This is a genomic window from Streptomyces capillispiralis (genome assembly GCF_007829875.1).
Lineage (GTDB): Bacteria > Actinomycetota > Actinomycetes > Streptomycetales > Streptomycetaceae > Streptomyces > Streptomyces capillispiralis.
In genome coordinates, this window is sequence record NZ_VIWV01000001.1 from 4,651,082 (window position 1) to 4,668,205 (window position 17,124).

A 17,124-nucleotide genomic window follows, 5' to 3' on the forward strand; every position below is an offset into this window, starting at 1 on the left:
GTCCGCTCGGAGGCGGCTGCCCGGGGGCTCCGGTGGGCCTCACACGACCCTCCGGTCGGCAGAGAGGCAGCTCACGCGGCATTGACAACGTGCCGTCGGGTGCGCCGGTTCCCGGTTCGCACTGTGATCTGGATCAAGAGGCGCGGGAGTGTAACACAGGGCCTGTCGGACCTTGTGAAGGGGCGCACGAGGTACCCCCTCCCGGCGGGTGGATACTCGATGGCATGAGCACCACGGAGCGTCCCAGGATCCTCGTAGTAGGCGGTGGGTACGTAGGCCTGTACGCAGCTCGGCGCATCCAGAAGAAGATGCGTTACGGCGAGGCGACCGTCACCGTCGTCGACCCGCGGTCGTACATGACCTACCAGCCCTTCCTCCCCGAAGCCGCCGCCGGCAGCATCTCCCCCCGGCACGTCGTCGTCCCGCTGCGACGCGTGCTGCCGAAGGCGGAGGTCCTCACCGGCCGGGTCACCACCATCGACCAGGACCGCAAGGTCGCCACGATCGCCCCGCTGGTGGGCGATGCGTACGAGCTGCCCTTCGACTACCTGGTGATCGCGCTCGGCGCGGTCTCGCGCACCTTCCCGATCCCCGGCCTCGCCGAGCAGGGCATCGGCATGAAGGGCATCGAGGAGGCCATCGGCCTGCGCAACCACGTCCTCGAGCAGCTCGACAAGGCCGACTCCACCACGGACGAGGAGATCCGGCGCAAGGCGCTCACCTTCGTCTTCGTGGGCGGCGGCTTCGCCGGCGCGGAGACCATCGGTGAGGTCGAGGACATGGCCCGCGACGCGGCCAAGTACTACACCAACGTGTCCCGCGAGGACATGCGCTTCATCCTCGTCGACGCCGCCGACAAGATCCTCCCCGAGGTGGGTCCCAAGCTCGGCGCGTACGGCAAGGAGCACCTCGAGGGCCGCGGCGTCGAGGTCTACCTGTCCACCTCGATGGACTCCTGCGTCGACGGCCACGTGGTGCTGAAGAACGGCCTCGAGGTCGACTCCAACACCATCGTGTGGACGGCCGGCGTCAAGCCGAACCCGGCCCTGTCCCGCTTCGGCCTGCCGCTGGGCCCGCGCGGCCACGTCGACACCGAGCCGACCCTCCAGGTCAAGGGCACCGACTACATCTGGGCCGCCGGCGACAACGCCCAGGTCCCGGACCTCGTGGGCCGCAAGGCCGGCAACGAGAACGCCTGGTGCCCGCCGAACGCCCAGCACGCGCTGCGCCAGGCCAAGGTGCTCGGCGACAACGTGGTCTCCGGCATGCGGGGCTTCCCGCAGAAGGAGTACAGCCACGCCAACAAGGGCGCGGTGGCGGGCCTCGGCCTGCACAAGGGCGTGGCGATGATCGTCATGGGCAAGATGAAGATCAAGCTCAAGGGCCGGCTCGCCTGGTACATGCACCGCGGCTACCACGGCATGGCGATGCCGACCTGGAACCGCAAGATCCGCGTCTTCGCCGACTGGACCCTCGGCATGTTCCTCAAGCGCGAGGTCGTGTCCCTGGGCGCGATCGAGTCCCCGCGCGAGGAGTTCTACGAGGCCGCCAAGCCGGCCCCGGCTCCCGCGGCGGCCCAGCAGGAGAAGACCGAGGCCAAGGCCTCCTGACCCCACCTCCGGTCACCGCCTCCCCGAAGGGGCCGCCCGCCATCCGTGGTGCGGGCGGCCCCTTCGGCGTGTCCGGGGAGCGGTCCCCCGCGGATCCGGGGCGCAGCCCGGGAGGGGGCGCGGGCGGGCGGGCCCCCGCTCCCGCCGGTGCGGCCCACCCCCTTTCGCCCGGAGACGACGCGCGCCGGGGACTGCCAAGCCGCCCCCCAGGTGTTTACGTGGTGGACGACATTCCGGGATTACCCGTCACGGAGGTGTACCCCATGGCAGACGCCGCCCCCCGACTGAAAGGCCTCGTCGAACAGCTGATCGGCACGCCCCTCCCCGTCCGTGTCCGCGCCTGGGACGGATCGCTGGCCGGTCCTCCCGGCGCCCCGACCCTGGTGGTCCGCAACCGCCGCGGCCTGCGCCACCTGCTCCGCAAGCCGGGCGAACTCGGCCTCGCCCGCGCCTGGGTGGCCGGTGACCTCGGCATCGAGGGCGACCTCTACACCGCGCTCGACCTGCTCTCCGGCCTCATCTGGGAACGCGACGAGGACGCCCCCCGCCCCCTCGCCAGAGCCCTGCGCGACCCCGGCTTCCGCTCCGCCGTCCGCGGCCTCCTCGCCCTCGCCGGCCCCCCGCTGCCGCCCGCCCCGCCCCGCGAAGAGGCGCGCCGGCCCCGCCGCGGACTGCACACCAGGCACAGCGACCGGCGCGCCATCAGCCACCACTACGACGTCGGCAACGACTTCTACGAGATCGTCCTCGGCCCGTCCATGGTGTACTCCTGCGCCTACTGGCCCGCCCCGCCCCCGCGGGGCACCCTCGAACAGGCCCAGCGCGACAAGCTCGAACTGGTCGCCCGCAAGCTCGCCCTGACGCCGGGACAGCGCCTGCTGGACGTCGGCTGCGGCTGGGGCTCCCTGGCCCTCCACGCCGCCCGCGACCACGGCGCGCGCGTCGTCGGGATCACCCTCTCCCACGAGCAGGCCGCCTACGCCCGCAAGCGCGTCGCCGACGAGGGCCTGACCGACCGCGTCGAGATCCGCGTACAGGACTACCGCGACGTCACCGACGGCCCCTACGACGCCATCTCCTCCATCGGCATGGCCGAACACGTGGGCGCCGAACGCTACCTGGAGTACGCCACCGCCCTGCACCACCTGCTCAAGCCGGGCGGACGGCTGCTGAACCACCAGATCGCGCGCCGCCCGCAGCGCGACGAGTCGTCGTACCGGGTGGACCCCTTCATCGACGCCTACGTCTTCCCCGACGGCGAACTCGCCCCGCTGGGCACCACGGTGTCCCTGCTGGAGCGTTCCGGGTTCGAGGTGCGCGACGTCGAGTCGCTCCGCGAGCACTACGCGCTCACCCTGCGCCGCTGGGTGGAGAACCTGGAGGCCGACTGGGCCCGCGCGGTGGCCCTCACCGGTCCGGGCCGGGCCCGCGTCTGGCTGCTCTACATGGCCGCGTCCGCGCTCGCCTTCGAACACAACCGCATCGGCGTCAACCAGGTCCTCGCCGTCAGGACCCCCGAGTCCGGCGCCTCCGGCCTCCCCCTGCGCGCCCGCACCTGGAACTGACCCGCACGCGGACGCGGGCCCCGCTCCGTGAGGAACGGGGCCCGCGTGCCGCGCGTCGCCGTGCGCCTACTCCGACTTGATGGCCTGCAGCATGTTCAGCCGGGCCGCGCGCCGGGCCGGCCACAGCGCCGCCAGCACCCCCACCAGGGCGGCCAGCAGCAGGAAGACGGCCATCCGGGCCCACGGCAGGACCAGTTCGTACGTCGCCATCCTCGTGCCCAGCAGCTCACCGGCCGCCCAGCCGAAGAACACGCCCAGCCCGATCCCGAGCACCCCGCCGAACAGCGAGATCACCAGGGACTCCAGCCGCACCATGCGCTTGATGCCCTTGCGGTCCAGGCCGATCGCGCGCAGCATGCCGATCTCCTGGGAGCGCTCGAAGACCGACATCGCCAGGGTGTTGATGACGCCCAGGACCGCCACGATCACCGCCATCGCCAGCAGGCCGTAGACCATGTTCAGCATCAGGGTGAACATCTGGGCGACCTCGTCGGAGAGGTCCTTCTTGTCCTGGACCTGGATGCCCGGGTTGGTGCCGAGGGCCTTCTCCAGCGACTCCTTCGCCGCGCCGGACGCGCCGTCGGCGGTCTTCACCATGACCATCATGTCGGCCGGCTCCGACGCGTGCGGGGCGAGCGTCGCGTTGTCGATCATGATGCCGCTCATCAGGTCGTTGCCCCGGTAGACACCGGCGACCGTGAGCCGCTGCTTCTCGCCGTCCTCGTAGGCGACGGTGAAGGAGGAACCCGCCTTCCAGCCGTGGGACTCCGCGGTGTCCTCGTCCGCGACGACCCGGGTGCCGCCGACCTCGAAGGCACCGGACAGGGTCTCGAACTCGGTCAGGTCGTCGAACGTGGCGCCGTTCACGCCGGTCAGGTACTCGGTCTCGCCGTCGATGCGGGAGACCGCGTTGCGCATCGGGCTGGTGGCGGTGACGCCGTCGGTCCGCCGCAGGGTCTTCTCGACGTCCGGCGACAGCGCGTTGCCGTTCGCCATGGACACCACGTAGTCCGCCTCGATCGCGGCGGCCGCCATCTTGTCGATGGACTTCTGCAGGCTGCCCGCCATCACCGTCATCCCGGTGATCAGGGTGAGTCCGATCATCAGGGCGGACGCGGTGGCGGCGGTACGGCGCGGGTTGCGCACCGAGTTCTGCCGGGCCAGCTTGCCGGAGACCCCGAAGACGCGCAGCACCGGGGAGGCGGCGGCGATCAGCGGGCGGGACAGCAGCGGGGTCAGCACGAAGACACCGATGATCAGCAGCACCGCGCCGAGCCCCATGGGGGCCTGGCCGTCGGAGCCGTCCATCGTCGTCGCCGCGAGGACCACCGCGACACCGGCCGCCGAGAACAGCGCGCCCAGCGTGTTGCGCAGGACCAGCGACTTGGTCGTCGCCTTGGCGTGCACCGCGCTCATCGCCGCCACCGGCGGGATCTTCGCCGCCCGGCGGCCGGGCAGCCAGGCGGCGAGCATGGTGACGAGGATGCCGACGGCGAACGCGGTGCCGACGGTGCCGGGGGTGATCACCAGCGGTCCGTCGGGCACGGGCGCGTCCAGGGCCCCCATCAGGGAGCGCAGCCCCACGCCGATGCCGACCCCGGCGGCCAGTCCGGCGACGGCGGCGACCGCGCCGACGACGAACGCCTCGATCAGCACCGACCGTGTGACCTGGCGGCGGGAGGCGCCGACGGCGCGCATCAGCGCCAGCTCCCGGGTGCGCTGGGCGACCAGCATGGTGAAGGTGTTGGCGATGATGAACGTGCCGACGAAGAGCGCGATGCCGGCGAAGACCAGCAGGCCCTGCTTCAGTCCGCTCATCGAGGAGGCGATCGTCTCCGCCTGCCGGTCGGCGAGTTCCGCGCCGGTCGTGGTCTCCACGACGCCGGCGGGCAGCGCCTCCTCCAGCTGGGCCCGCAGCGCCGCCTGGCCGACGCCGTCCTTGGCCTTCACGGCGATCTCGTCGAAGGTGCCCGCCTTGCCGAACAGCTGCTGAGCGGTCGCCGTGTCGAACAGGGTGAGGCTGCCGCCGGCCGCGACATTGCCGTCGTCGGTGGTGAAGATGCCGGCGACCACCGGCTCCAGGACCGGTCCGTCGACCGACATCCGCACGGTGTCGCCGACCTCGTAACCGGCGCGCCGCGCGGTCTCGGAGTCGATGAGGACCTCGCCCTCGCCCTTCGGCGCGCGCCCCTCGGTCAGCGGGTAGCGCGGGTCCTCGTCGCCCCAGTAGTTGCCGCCCTGCGACCCGAAGCCGTCGCCGATCAGCTTGCCGTCCTTGTCGGCGATCGCGGTGAAGCCGGTGACGATCCCGATGGCCCGCTCGGCGCCGGGCACCCGGGCACTGTCGTCGACCAGGTCGCGGGTCAGCTCCCGGAGCTTGCCGACCCGGTCGCCCTCGGCCTCCTGGAGGCCGGGCGTGACGGCGACGTCGACGTGGTCGAAGCCCTTGGCGGACTGGTTCTGCAGGGCGTCGGAGATGGTGTTGGTGAAGACCAGGGTCCCCGACACGAAGGCCACGCCGAGCATCACGGCGAGCACGGTCATCAGGAGCCTGGCCTTGTGCGCGAGCACAGTGCGCAGGGCGGTACGGAACATGGGTGTCTTCTCGGGTCCAGACGTACGCGGTCAGGGGCGGGCGGTGGGCGGGCGGGCGTCAGCTGGTGCGGCCCTTGGCGTCGAAGCGCTTCATCCGGTCGAGCACCGAGTCGGCCGTCGGCCCGTGCACCTCGTCCACGATCCGGCCGTCGGCGAGGAAGACCACCCGGTCCGCGTACGCGGCGGCCACCGGGTCGTGGGTCACCATGACCACGGTCTGGCCCAGCTCACGCACGGAGTTGCGCAGGAAGCCCAGCACCTCGGCACCGGAGCGGGAGTCCAGGTTCCCGGTGGGCTCGTCGCCGAAGATGATGTCGGGGCGGGACGCCAGCGCCCGCGCCACCGCGACCCGCTGCTGCTGGCCGCCGGACAGCTGCGAGGGCCGGTGGCTCAGCCGGTCCGACAGGCCGACCATCCCGATCACCGTGTCCAGCCACTCCCGGTCCGGCCTGCGGCCCGCGATGTCCATCGGCAGGGTGATGTTCTCCAGGGCGGACAGCGTAGGGAGCAGGTTGAACGCCTGGAAGATGAAGCCGATCTTGTCCCGGCGCAGCCTGGTCAGCTGCTTGTCCTTCAGCGAGCCCAGCTCGGTCTCACCGATGCGCACGGAACCCGAGGAGAAGGTGTCGAGGCCGGCCACGCAGTGCATCAGCGTGGACTTGCCGGAGCCCGAAGGGCCCATGATCGCGGTGAACTCGGCCTGCCGGAAACCGACGGAGACCCGGTCCAGGGCGACCACCTGGGTCTCGCCCTGGCCGTAGATCTTCGACAGCTCCGTGGCGCGCGCGGCCACGGCGGTGGTCCGGTCGGCGGTGGGTGCGGTGGTCACGGGATGGTCTCTCCTGACGGGACGACGGCTTCTCGGCAACGTCGTCCATCGTTCCGCCGCTTTGCCGCCGTGTAGTCAGCCGCTGCTCCGGTTCCGGAGGGCGACTGGGGGCGGACCGCCGGGCGGGGCGTCATACCTGGGGATGACGGCGGACCCTGAGCGGGGGGGGGGGGGGGGCGTGCCGGAACGGGTGGAGCGCCCTTGTCGGGACGGTGAAATTCCGTCATTCCGCATGCGTGGCGGACCGTCACACGCAAGGCTGTTGGCACGTGCTGACGGCGCGTTCCGAGTGCTGATGCACCCTCAGGCGCCAATAAAATAAGACAAGATCGGCCCATCCCGCCGCTGCTCGCGGGAGGGTCCCGATAGGCTCGGAAGCTCACAGTGGAGCCCATGGCCTGCCCGGATGGTGGAATGCAGACACGGCGAGCTTAAACCTCGCTGCCCCTCAGCGGGCGTGCCGGTTCAAGTCCGGCTCCGGGCACCACTGCGCGTGCCGCTCTCGCGCGACGGCGACGGTCCGTCGCCGCCCTCCCGTGGAACGGACGGCCGGGAGCACGGCCCCCCTCTTAGCATGTGCGCATCACGCGCGCGCCGGCGACGGCCGCCCTCCCCTCGCGGCCGGGGCGCCGCCGCGGACGCGCCTCCGTCGTCACCCTGCCGGCCGTGCCGCCGCCGCGGACGCGCCCCCGTCATCACCCCGTCGGCCGTGCCGCCGCCGGACGCCCGCCGGAGCCCGCGCCGGCCCGCCGGACGCGGGCGGGGCCCTCCGGCGGGTGGCGCGCGGGTTCCGGGACGGTAGCGGGCGGGTACCGGGTCGGTCATGGTTCGGGATCCCGCGGTGAGGGGAATCACGAAGCCGCGTAGCGTGTTGCGCAGCACAACGAGGGAAAGATCCTCCCCAAGCATTAGGGTCAATCCTTTGCCTACCTATTACTCTTGAGCCAAGGCCGCGCTGTGCGGCCATGGAGGAGTGAAATGAGGAGCAGAAACCCGGTCTTCTCGCGACGGGGGTTCAGCCGCGACAACGGCTACGCGGGCTTCAACACCGCGCCGCAGGCCGGGGGTCCCGCTGTCGCCACGCAGGGCAACCCGTACGCGCAGCCGACGGGCAACCCGTACGCGCAGAACCCGTACGCGCAGAACCCCTACGCCCAGCAGGACCTGCAGCAGGGCGCGCCGCCGCAGGCGCCGGCCGTCCCCGGCCGGATGACCATCGACGACGTCATCATGCGCACGGCGAGCACGCTCGGTGTGCTCGTGGTCACCGCCGCGCTCGCCTGGGCCCTGCTGCCGGTCGACGACGCCAACATCAGCCGGTCCTACGGCATCGGCATCGGTGCCGCGCTGATCGGCATGGTCCTGGCGCTCGTGCAGTCCTTCAAGCGCAAGGCCTCGCCCGCGCTGATCCTGACGTACGCCGCGTTCGAGGGTGTCTTCCTCGGCGTCATCTCCAGCATCGTCGACAACCGCATCGCCGACGGTGCGGCCATGCAGGCCGTGCTCGGCACCATGGCGGTCTTCGCCGGTGTGCTGGTGGCGTACAAGGCGGGCTGGATCCGCGTCAACCGCCGCTTCTACGGCTTCGTGATGGCGGCGGCGCTCGGCTTCGTCCTGCTGATGGCCGTGAACCTGCTGTTCGCGGTGTTCGGCGGCGGTGACGGCCTCGGCTTCCGCAGCGGCCCGCTCGGCGTCATCTTCGGCGTCGTCGGCATCATCCTCGGCGCCTGCTTCCTCGCCCTGGACTTCAAGCAGGTCGAGGACGGCATCGCCTACGGTGCCCCGCGCGAGGAGGCCTGGTTCGCCGCCTTCGGCCTGACGCTGACGCTGGTGTGGATCTACATGGAGTTCCTGCGGATCATCTCGATCCTCAACAGCAACGACTAGCGGACCGCTCGGGCGGTACCCCGCCGCGGCGACGAAGGGCCCCGGGTTCTCACCCGGGGCCCTTCGCCGTGCCGACGCGCGTCAGAGCAGTTTGCGCGCGGCCCTCCTCAGGTCGTATTCGTGGACGATCGCCTTGGCGTGGCCGTAGGCCAGGTCGTACTCGTGGCGGAGCCAGCTGACCTTCTCCTCGAAGCGGGTGAGCGCCGGGCCTTCTTCGACGGTGCGCAGCCAGTCGGCGATCTCACGACCGGTGCAGTGGGGGATGCGGGCGAGCATGTTGCGGTGGGTCTCCGCGGAGAAGACTTGGGACATCGGCGCCTCCGGACGCATGGGGTGTGAGCCGGTCCTTCAAGTCACCGTGCCTGAGCGTTCGCCCGTTGGCAACAGTCCTGCCGCGCCGCGTACGCTCGCCGCGTGGTTGATACGACGCCCTTCACCCGTGCCGTGGATCATTTCGCCGACCGCCTGCGGGCCGCGCCGCAGAGCCGGCTGCAACGCGGTGGAGCGGCCGAGGCCCTCGCCCTGGCCAGGGAACTGGCGCGGCGCACCCAGCGCGTCGAGGAGCCGGGCACCGAGCCCCGCGAGATGCCCGACGCCGGCATGTTCGCCGCCGCCGACCAGATCACCGTCGCCGGACACGACCTGGCCCTCGTACTGAAGAGCGAGGACGAGGTGGAGGAGGCGGTACGGCTGGTGGAGGAGGCGCGGGAGCGCGCCGGGGTCTGAGGCGTCTCCCCGGCCCGCCGGGTCAGAGGGACGCGATGACGCGGTCCGCCAGGACGTAGACGCTCTCCTCGCCGCAGGAGAACGTCAGCGTGTACGCGCCCGAGATGCCGGAGCCGCCCAGCAGGAACGGGTTCTCGCCCGCGCGCAGGGCGGCGGCCAGGCGCTCCGCGGTCTCGCGGTGACCCGGCGTCATGCACAGCGTCGTCCCGTCGGCGAAGACGTAGACGTCCAGGGTGCCCAGCGGGCCCGGGCGGACGTCGGTCAGCTCGGTCCGGGAGTCGGCGAGCTCCTCGAGGGCGGCGACGGTGCGCTCGTGGTCGTTCACGACCGGTGAGGAGTGCGGTACGAAGTCGGGGTGCGAGGGGTGGCGGCGGCGGGCCGCGGCCAGCTCCGGGGAGTCCCCGGAGTACTCCTCGGTGTCGGCGCCCGGCTCGGACACCGGCTCCAGACCCACGAAATCGGTCTGCCGGGGCAGGAACAGCTCGCTGTCGGCCAGACCCAGCAGGGACGGCGCGTCGGAGCCGTCACGCGACTCCTGGGCGGCCCAGAAGGCCCGCGCCTCGGCGAGCTCGCGCTCCCGTTCCTCGGCGAGCGCGTCCGCCACGGCGGCGCGTATCTCGTCGGTGTCGGCCGCGCGGGCGGCGGGGACGTGCGCGCGCGTGGCGTCGCAGCTCCCGGCCAGCTCGGTGTGCAGGGCCGCGACCTGTCGGCGCAGCACCATGATGCTGCGCAGGACAGCGACGCCCACGGCGCCGGTGGCGGCCGTGGTGATCAGCAGGGCGATCGGCATGGCGCTCACTGACGTACTCCCGGTTCAAAGTCGACCCCCGACTTCCTACATCAGCTTGAAGGGCGGACTAACCATCTGTCAGTGCGTAACGTCACGAACCGGACAGGGCTTTGGGTTCGGGGGAGGTAGGGGTGTGACGCTGACCAGCGCGGATTCCCGCGGCACGAGGGATAGGTCACATCCTGGGGGAGATTGGATCACAAAACGGCCCGGAGCCCCAGGGATTCGGGGGTTCCGGGCCGCTGCCTCACGGACGGTGGTCAGGCGGCTACGCCGGGGTGGTCAGCTGAGGCGCTCGATGACCATCGCCATGCCCTGGCCGCCGCCGACGCACATCGTCTCCAGGCCGAACTGCTTGTCGTGGAACTGGAGGGAGTTGATGAGCGTGGTGGTGATGCGCGCGCCCGTCATGCCGAAGGGGTGGCCGACGGCGATGGCGCCGCCGTTGACGTTCAGCTTCTCCAGCGGGATGCCGAGGTCGCGGTAGGAGGGGATCACCTGGGCGGCGAACGCCTCGTTGATCTCGACCAGGTCGATGTCGTCGATGGTGAGGCCGGCGCGGCCCAGGGCCTGCTTGCTCGCCTCGACCGGGCCGAGGCCCATGATCTCCGGGGAGAGGCCGGAGACGCCGGTGGAGACGATCCGGGCGAGCGGCGTCAGACCCAGCTCGCGGGCCTTGGTGTCGCTCATGATGACGAGCGCGGCGGCGCCGTCGTTGAGCGGGCAGCAGTTGCCCGCGGTGACCAGCCCGTCGGGGCGGAACACGGGCTTCAGGCCCGCGACGCCCTCCATGGTGACGCCGGCGCGGGGGCCGTCGTCCTTGCTGACCACCGTGCCGTCGGGGAGCGTCACCGGGGTGATCTCGCGCTCCCAGAAGCCGTTCTTGATGGCCTCCTCGGCGAGGTTCTGCGAGCGCACGCCGAACTCGTCCATGTCCTGCCGGGTGACGCCCTTGGCGCGCGCCAGGTTCTCGGCGGTCTGGCCCATCGCGATGTACGGGTCGGGCAGCAGGCCGTCCTCGCGCGGGTCGTGCCAGGAGGCGCCCTCCGACTCGGCGACGGCGGCGGTACGGGCCTCGGCCTCGGCGAACAGCGGGTTGCGGGTGTCGGGGAGGCTGTCGGAGTTGCCCTTGGTGAAGCGGGAGACCGTCTCGACGCCGGCCGAGATGAAGACATCGCCCTCGCCCGCCTTGATGGCGTGCAGGGCCATGCGGGAGGTCTGCAACGAGGAGGAGCAGTAGCGGGTGACGGTGCAGCCGGGGAGGTGGTCCATGCCCATCTGCACGGCCACGATCCGGCCGAGGTTGTTGCCCTGCTCGCCGCCGGGCAGGCCGCAGCCGAGCATCAGGTCGTCGATCTCCCGCGGGTCCAGCTCGGGGACCTTGGCGAGGGCGGCCTGGATGATCGTGGCGGTCAGGTCGTCCGGGCGGAGGTCCTTCAGGGAGCCCTTGAAGGCGCGGCCGATGGGGGAGCGGGCGGCTGAGACGATCACGGCTTCGGGCATCACGGCTCCAGGGTGAAAGCGGCGGCGGGCAGCGCCTCGGCGGGGGGTGGTCGGTGGACGGGCGACGGGGCGGCATACCGGGTGGTTGGTGAACGGCTGCTTGGGAAGTTACCCGTACGTATGGGCTCGGTCACGCGTGTCGCGGTGTGACATGGGCCGCAACTTTCCAAGCGCTTGCTTTGTCGGGTGGGCGCGGATGGGCGGTCGCCGGGTGCCGCGACTCGCCCGGCGCCGGCTGCAACAACCGGCAAGCGGCGGTCGGCGAGCGGCAAGCGGCGGTCGGCAAGCGGCGGTCGGCAGTCGGCGAGCGACGGTCGGCAGCCGGCGAGCGGCAACCGGCAGTCGGCGAGCGGGCCCCGAGGGCAAGGACGCCTAGACCGGCGGTGCCACCGGCTCCGCCTCCGGCACCCGCCGGCGGCGGCGGCGCTTCAGCAGGGCCCACGGTCCCCGCGCCCCCGGCATCGCCGCGGTGACCTCCGTGCCCGCCTCCGACGCCGCCTCCGCCGCCGCCCGGGCCACCGGCAGGAACCCCTCGCGGCGGGCGGCGTCCGGCCGCTCCTCGTCCGCCGGCCACAGCCCCAGGGCCGCGCACACCGTCGGCAGGACCGCCATCGCGGCCGTCGCGTACCCCTCGACGGAGGGGTGGTAGCTGTCCGGGCCGAACAGCTCGCGCGGGTTCGCGGCGAACTCGGGGCCCAGCAGGTCCCCCAGTGACACCGTGCGCCCGCCCTGCTCGACCACGCCGATCGTCTGCGCCGCCGCCAGCTGGCGGGAGGCGCGGCGGGCCAGCCAGCGCAGGGGCTGCCGCACCGGCTCGATGGTGCCGAGGTCGGGGCAGGTGCCGACGACCACCTCCGCACCGGCGGTCCGCAGCCGGCGGACCGCCGCGGCCAGCTGCCGCACCGAACGGGTGGGCGGTGTGCGATGGGTGACGTCGTTGGCGCCGACCATGATCACGCAGATGTCGGGCACCCGGGAGGGGTCCGCCAGCGCCAGCGTCACCTGCCGGTCCAGGTCGTCCGAGCGGGCCCCGGGCACCGCCACCGTGCTCAGCCCCACCGGACGCTCCGCGATCGCCGCGACGCCCGCCGCCAGCAGCGCGCCCGGGGTCTGCCCCGCCCGGTGCACGCCCTGGCCGACGGCCGTGGAGTCCCCCAGCATGGTCAGCCGCAGCGCCGGCTCCCCGGGCACCGTGTAGGCCGCGCCGTACAGGCCGTCCGCGTTCGGCACGTGCGGCGTCGTGCCGTTGCCCACGCGGCGCCGCGCCAGCCGGGCCTCGGCCAGCAGCAGTCCCACGGTGGCCGCGCCGGCCAGGCCGATGCCGCCGCCGCCGTATGCCGCGCCGGCCGCGATCCGCCGGGCCACCCTCGCCCTCGACATGCTCGTCATGCCTCGCCGCCACCTCCTCGAGCCGTACACCCAGTGCTTGCCCCGTACGGACCGTGCTCCAATCCCAACAGCGAGTGAACGACCCCGAGGGGTCCGGGCCCGGAAGGGCCTAGGCTGGCCTGACCACTAGGACCACATCTTTTGCAAGCATCCGGAGACAACGGTGCAATTCCACGACTCGATGATCAGCCTCGTCGGCAACACCCCGCTGGTGCGGCTCAACAGCGTGACCAAGGGCATCAGGGCGACCGTCCTGGCCAAGGTGGAGTACTTCAATCCGGGCGGTTCCGTGAAGGACCGCATCGCCCTGCGCATGATCGAGGCGGCGGAGCAGAGCGGCGAGCTGAAGCCGGGCGGCACCATCGTCGAGCCGACCAGCGGCAACACCGGGGTCGGGCTCGCGATCGTGGCGCAGCAGAAGGGCTACAAGTGCATCTTCGTCTGCCCGGACAAGGTGTCCACGGACAAGATCAACGTGCTGCGGGCCTACGGCGCCGAGGTCGTCGTCTGCCCGACCGCGGTGGCGCCCGAGCACCCCGACTCCTACTACAACGTCTCCGACCGGCTGGTGCGTGAGACGCCGGGGGCCTGGAAGCCCGACCAGTACTCCAACCCCCACAACCCCCTCTCCCACTACCACTCCACCGGCCCCGAGCTGTGGGAGCAGACCGAGGGGAGGATCACCCACTTCGTGACCGGCGTCGGCACCGGCGGCACCATCTCCGGCACCGGGCGCTACCTGAAGGAGGCCAGCGAGGGCCGCGTGCGGGTCGTCGGCGCCGACCCCGAGGGGTCCGTGTACTCCGGCGGCTCCGGGCGGCCGTACCTGGTGGAGGGCGTCGGCGAGGACTTCTGGCCGACCGCCTACGACCGGAGTGTCGCCGACGAGATCGTCGCCGTCTCCGACAAGGACTCCTTCCAGATGACCCGCCGTCTCGCCAAGGAGGAGGGCCTGCTGGTCGGCGGCTCCTGCGGCATGGCGGTCGTGGCGGCGCTGCGGGTGGCCGAGCGGCTCGGCGAGGACGACGTCGTGGTGGTGCTGCTGCCGGACAGCGGCCGCGGCTACCTCAGCAAGATCTTCAACGACGAGTGGATGGCCGACTACGGCTTCCTGGAGGACGCCGGCCCGAGCGCCCGCGTCGGCGACGTCCTGCGGGACAAGGCGGGCGGCACCATGCCGTCCCTCGTCCACATGCACCCCGACGAGACGGTCGGTCAGGCCATCGACGTGCTGCGCGAGTACGGCGTCTCGCAGATGCCGGTGGTCAAGCCGGGCGCCGGGCACCCCGACGTGATGGCCGCCGAGGTCGTCGGCTCCGTGGTGGAACGGGACCTGCTGGACGCGCTGTTCAACAAGAGCGCCTCGCTCGACGACCCGCTGGAGAAGCACATGTCCGCGCCGCTGCCGCAGGTCGGCTCCGGCGAGCCGGTGGCCGACCTGATGGCCGTGCTCGGCAGGGCGGACGCGGCGATCGTCCTCGTCGAGGGCAAGCCGACCGGTGTGGTCAGCCGCCAGGACCTGCTCTCCTTCCTCGCGGCCGACGGGAAGTGACGGAGCGTCCGGGAGCCTGAAGGCGAACGGGAGTCGAACGGCCGGGAACGGAAGCGTTCGTGATCTTCGTGGAAGTGGTACGAGCGTGTCACGTCCGCGCAGCACTCGCTTAACACGGGTCCGGCACAGTGGTGGGTGTCGGCAGGGCGGGAGCGGCTCCCCGCCCCGGCCGACGCCCAAACGGCGTCGAAGGACCTCCGGAGCGGCTCCCGGACCTCCATGGACGCCTCGGACGCGCAGCCGGTCCCGACCGGCCCGCGTCCCCCGCGGGGACCGCCGTCGTCCCGCCCCCCGGTCACGGGGGTGCGGCGGTCCCCGCGCAGTCTTCTCCGCCGGGGCCCGGCCTTCCCGGCCCGGCGGGTCAGTCCTCCCAGTCGCCGTCCCGGGACGACCCGCGCCGGCCGAACAGGCCCGGGTTGGTGCGGACCGCCTGGACGACGTTGACGCCGACGATGCCGGCCCAGGCGGCCAGCAGGCCGGGCAGATGGGCCACGCCCCCGCCGATGGCCGACAGCGGCACCGCCAGGACCAGCGAGACGATCCCGAAGCCGAAACGCTCGCCCCAGGTGTCCGTCACCTTCGGCGAGCGCGCGTCCCGGGCCGCCACCATCTGCTGCTCGGCGAACTGCCGGCGCACCCGGCGCTCCACCACCCCGTCGATCCGCTGGTCGACCTTCTCCAGGAACGAGTCGACCAGCGCGGACTCGTACTCCTCGCCCAGCTCCCCGCGGGCTCGCAGGGAGGCGTGGAGTTCCTTCTTCAGCTCGGTGTCCCGCGCGTCCATTCCGCTCATGCCGTCCACGGTAGGCAGCCGGTACGCCGGTGGCACTGGGGGTAACCCCCCTCTCCGCCTCGGGCCCGCCGGGGCCCGGGCGGCCGTGTCTCAGCCGCCCGCGACGATCTTCGCGGCGGCCTTCAGCTGCTGGTCGCGTGCGGCCCTGGCGTCGTTCAGCTGCTCCTGCTTCGCGGCGATGTCCTTGTTCTGCATCGCCGCCTCCGTGTCCCGCCACACCTTCACCACGTCGGCCGACTCCTTGCACGCGACGTCCGCGACCGCCATCTGGATCTCCTCCGCGCCCGCGGTGTCGCCCTTGATGACCGGTGAACGCGGCGGGTCGACCGGCGAGTTGAAGGTGTACCCCTTGCCGGCCATGCACGCCGACCACTCCTTGAACACCTTCAGCACCGCGGGGGCGTTCTGCGACTCGGCGTAGCTCTTCGCACGGATCTCCGCCGCCGTCCTGCTGCGCCCGTACTCCTTGCCCTGGGCCAGCCGGCGCCCGGCCTGGCCGATGCAGCCGCCGTCGGGGATGACCCCGATCTTCCGCAGCTCCGGGTTCTGGAAGTCCTGGTCGGGGTCGTCCCTGGGCGGGCCGACCATGGCGAGCCGTTCGTCGGAGTTGTGGTTCGCCCTCGGTCCGCTCTTGAGGCCGCCGCCCGCCGCGTTCTGCGCGGGCGCGTCGGGGTTGGGCGGCATGTGGTAGCCGTACTTCCGCGCGAGCTCCGGTTTGACGACCCCGTAGCGGCGGCCGTTGGCGTAGGGGTCGCCGGGCGGGGCCTTGGTGCCGGTGGGCACCTCGTAGTCGAAGCCGTATTTCTTCATGCAGGTGTCGGCGAGCATCGCCTGGGCCCGGTTCAGTTCCTCCGCCTGAGGAATCGAGAACATGTATGCGTCGATGGGCAGGGAAATGCCGGAGGTGTCGTTTGCGGCCGGGTCCCCCGCTGTTTTCGCCGCCGTATCGGAAGCGCCGCCGGAAGAAGTGGAGCAGCCCGCCAATGCCAGTACCGCGATGATGGCGGCAGTCGCACCGGAATATGTACGCGCAGGATTTTTTGCCATGCTGTCGAATTCACCCATCGAAAGGAGCGCCCGCAGAAGTCCTCACGCGAAGACGGAAATGGCCGAAGCCGTGGGCCCGGCCATTTCCACGCCACTGGATCAGCAGCTACACGACGCGTTCTCGTTGTACGTGTAGTAGAGCTGGCCGTAGGTGTGGGGGTTGAACCAGTCGAGGTTGCCCATCTGGTTCGAGTTGTAGTAGATGAGCGACATGAACTGGCCGTCGGCCTCGCCGGAGGCGGCGTTGTTCTTGATCGGCTGGCCCTTGGCGTTGCCGTCGGGCCAGGTCAGGCCCTCGAAGTTGTAGGCGCCGACGTCGAAGCCGGCGCCCGAGCCCTGCTGGTAGCTGTTGTAGAACAGGCAGGTCGCCCAGCCGCAGCGGCCGGTGTTCCCCCACGTGTCACCGGAGTAGTGCTCCGCTGCGCCGGCCGGCGGCGCGATGAACAGGGTGGTGGCGGCCGCCGCGGTGGCGGCGAATGCCACGGCTCTCTTCCTGAGGTTCATGTACAGCCCTTCAACTAGTGGTTTGCGAGGCCCTGAAAAGGGGAACGCAAGTGCACTTCGCTCCCCCCGGTGCAATGAACCTGTCGACCGAACGGCGGGATCGACGACCGGATCCTCACACGGTCCTCACCGGCGGTCAAGGTGATTTATTTTCGGCCATCACGTCCTGATCGGCCCCGTTCGGGGCGGCCCGGTGCATGCAAACCGGACATACGGGGAGTGCGTCGGTGCATGCGCCATCTGCTCGATATTCGGGGTCTTGACCGGCGTGGTGGGCCTCTGGAAATGTGTGCGGGCGGCAATTTCCGCGAGCGCACTTCCCGGACGGTCGCAG

Annotated in this window: 15 protein-coding genes and 1 tRNA gene; 7 read left to right on the forward strand and 9 right to left on the reverse strand. The window is 71.5% G+C overall.

The features are described 5' to 3' along the window. The first annotated feature begins 224 nt into the window (after positions 1-224). Together FHX78_RS20230 and FHX78_RS20235 are read left to right on the forward strand one after the other, a co-directional pair. The gene (locus FHX78_RS20230) at positions 225-1,610 is read left to right on the forward strand and encodes an NAD(P)/FAD-dependent oxidoreductase (protein ID WP_145868836.1); all 1,386 of its coding nucleotides are present in this window, start codon (positions 225-227) and stop codon (positions 1,608-1,610) included. Positions 1,611-1,873: 263 nt separating this feature from the next. Then, on the forward strand, positions 1,874-3,175 hold the full coding sequence (locus tag FHX78_RS20235) for an SAM-dependent methyltransferase (RefSeq protein WP_145868837.1): 1,302 nt from the start codon (positions 1,874-1,876) through the stop codon (positions 3,173-3,175). Positions 3,176-3,241: 66 nt separating this feature from the next. On the opposite strand, the gene FHX78_RS20240 is transcribed toward FHX78_RS20235, so the two are convergent. Next, complete coding sequence (locus FHX78_RS20240) at positions 3,242-5,770, reverse strand: ABC transporter permease (RefSeq protein WP_145868838.1); 2,529 nt, start codon at positions 5,768-5,770, stop codon at positions 3,242-3,244. Positions 5,771-5,828: 58 nt separating this feature from the next. Next, positions 5,829-6,599 carry an ABC transporter ATP-binding protein gene (locus tag FHX78_RS20245; protein ID WP_145868839.1) on the reverse strand — a complete coding sequence of 257 codons (771 nt, stop codon included), beginning with the start codon at positions 6,597-6,599 and terminating at the stop codon, positions 5,829-5,831. 400 nt (positions 6,600-6,999) lie between these two features. Between FHX78_RS20245 and FHX78_RS20255 the strand changes: the two genes are divergently transcribed. Then, positions 7,000-7,086, forward strand: a tRNA-Leu gene (locus tag FHX78_RS20255). Positions 7,087-7,577: 491 nt separating this feature from the next. Continuing rightward, entirely contained in the window at positions 7,578-8,486 is a 909-nt protein-coding gene (locus FHX78_RS20260) for a Bax inhibitor-1/YccA family protein (protein WP_145868840.1), read from the forward strand. A gap of 81 nt (positions 8,487-8,567) precedes the next feature. Here the strand turns inward: FHX78_RS20260 and FHX78_RS20265 are convergent, their stop codons facing one another. Beyond that, positions 8,568-8,798: a DUF4287 domain-containing protein gene (locus FHX78_RS20265; protein ID WP_145868841.1), complete on the reverse strand. Its 231-nt coding sequence runs from the start codon at positions 8,796-8,798 to the stop codon at positions 8,568-8,570. Positions 8,799-8,900: 102 nt separating this feature from the next. Here FHX78_RS20265 and FHX78_RS20270 point away from each other — a divergent pair, with 102 nt between their 5' ends. Beyond that, positions 8,901-9,212, forward strand: a complete 312-nt coding sequence (locus FHX78_RS20270; RefSeq protein ID WP_145868842.1) for a hypothetical protein — start codon at positions 8,901-8,903, stop codon at positions 9,210-9,212. A gap of 22 nt (positions 9,213-9,234) precedes the next feature. Here FHX78_RS20270 and FHX78_RS20275 read toward each other — a convergent pair whose 3' ends face one another. From FHX78_RS20275 to FHX78_RS20290, 3 genes are all read right to left on the reverse strand, one after another. After that, positions 9,235-10,011, reverse strand: a complete 777-nt coding sequence (locus tag FHX78_RS20275; protein ID WP_145868843.1) for a hypothetical protein — start codon at positions 10,009-10,011, stop codon at positions 9,235-9,237. A 273-nt stretch (positions 10,012-10,284) separates the two neighbouring features. Further along, on the reverse strand, positions 10,285-11,505 hold the full coding sequence (locus tag FHX78_RS20280) for an acetyl-CoA C-acetyltransferase (RefSeq protein WP_145872078.1): 1,221 nt from the start codon (positions 11,503-11,505) through the stop codon (positions 10,285-10,287). Positions 11,506-11,877: 372 nt separating this feature from the next. Next, a complete protein-coding gene (locus tag FHX78_RS20290; RefSeq protein WP_145868845.1) occupies positions 11,878-12,894 on the reverse strand; it encodes an SGNH/GDSL hydrolase family protein in 1,017 nt (338 codons plus the stop codon). 163 nt (positions 12,895-13,057) lie between these two features. On the opposite strand from FHX78_RS20290, the gene FHX78_RS20295 reads away from it, so the two are divergent. Next, the gene (locus FHX78_RS20295) at positions 13,058-14,446 is read left to right on the forward strand and encodes a cystathionine beta-synthase (protein WP_145868846.1); all 1,389 of its coding nucleotides are present in this window, start codon (positions 13,058-13,060) and stop codon (positions 14,444-14,446) included. A gap of 361 nt (positions 14,447-14,807) precedes the next feature. On the opposite strand, the gene FHX78_RS20300 is transcribed toward FHX78_RS20295, so the two are convergent. Both FHX78_RS20300 and FHX78_RS20305 read right to left on the reverse strand, forming a co-directional pair. After that, positions 14,808-15,230 (reverse strand): hypothetical protein, encoded by a 423-nt coding sequence (locus tag FHX78_RS20300; protein ID WP_167531985.1) that lies wholly within the window; start codon positions 15,228-15,230, stop codon positions 14,808-14,810. A 99-nt stretch (positions 15,231-15,329) separates the two neighbouring features. Continuing rightward, on the reverse strand, positions 15,330-16,112 hold the full coding sequence (locus FHX78_RS20305; protein ID WP_145868848.1) for a hypothetical protein: 783 nt from the start codon (positions 16,110-16,112) through the stop codon (positions 15,330-15,332). Here FHX78_RS20305 and FHX78_RS20310 point away from each other — a divergent pair. After that, entirely contained in the window at positions 16,111-16,422 is a 312-nt protein-coding gene (locus FHX78_RS20310) for a hypothetical protein (RefSeq protein WP_145868849.1), read from the forward strand. The two genes, FHX78_RS20305 and FHX78_RS20310, sit on opposite strands and share 2 nt — an antisense overlap. Here the strand turns inward: FHX78_RS20310 and FHX78_RS20315 are convergent. Continuing rightward, positions 16,386-16,769 carry a hypothetical protein gene (locus FHX78_RS20315; protein WP_145868850.1) on the reverse strand — a complete coding sequence of 128 codons (384 nt, stop codon included), beginning with the start codon at positions 16,767-16,769 and terminating at the stop codon, positions 16,386-16,388. The genes FHX78_RS20310 and FHX78_RS20315 overlap by 37 nt on opposite strands. Positions 16,770-17,124 lie beyond the last annotated feature (355 nt).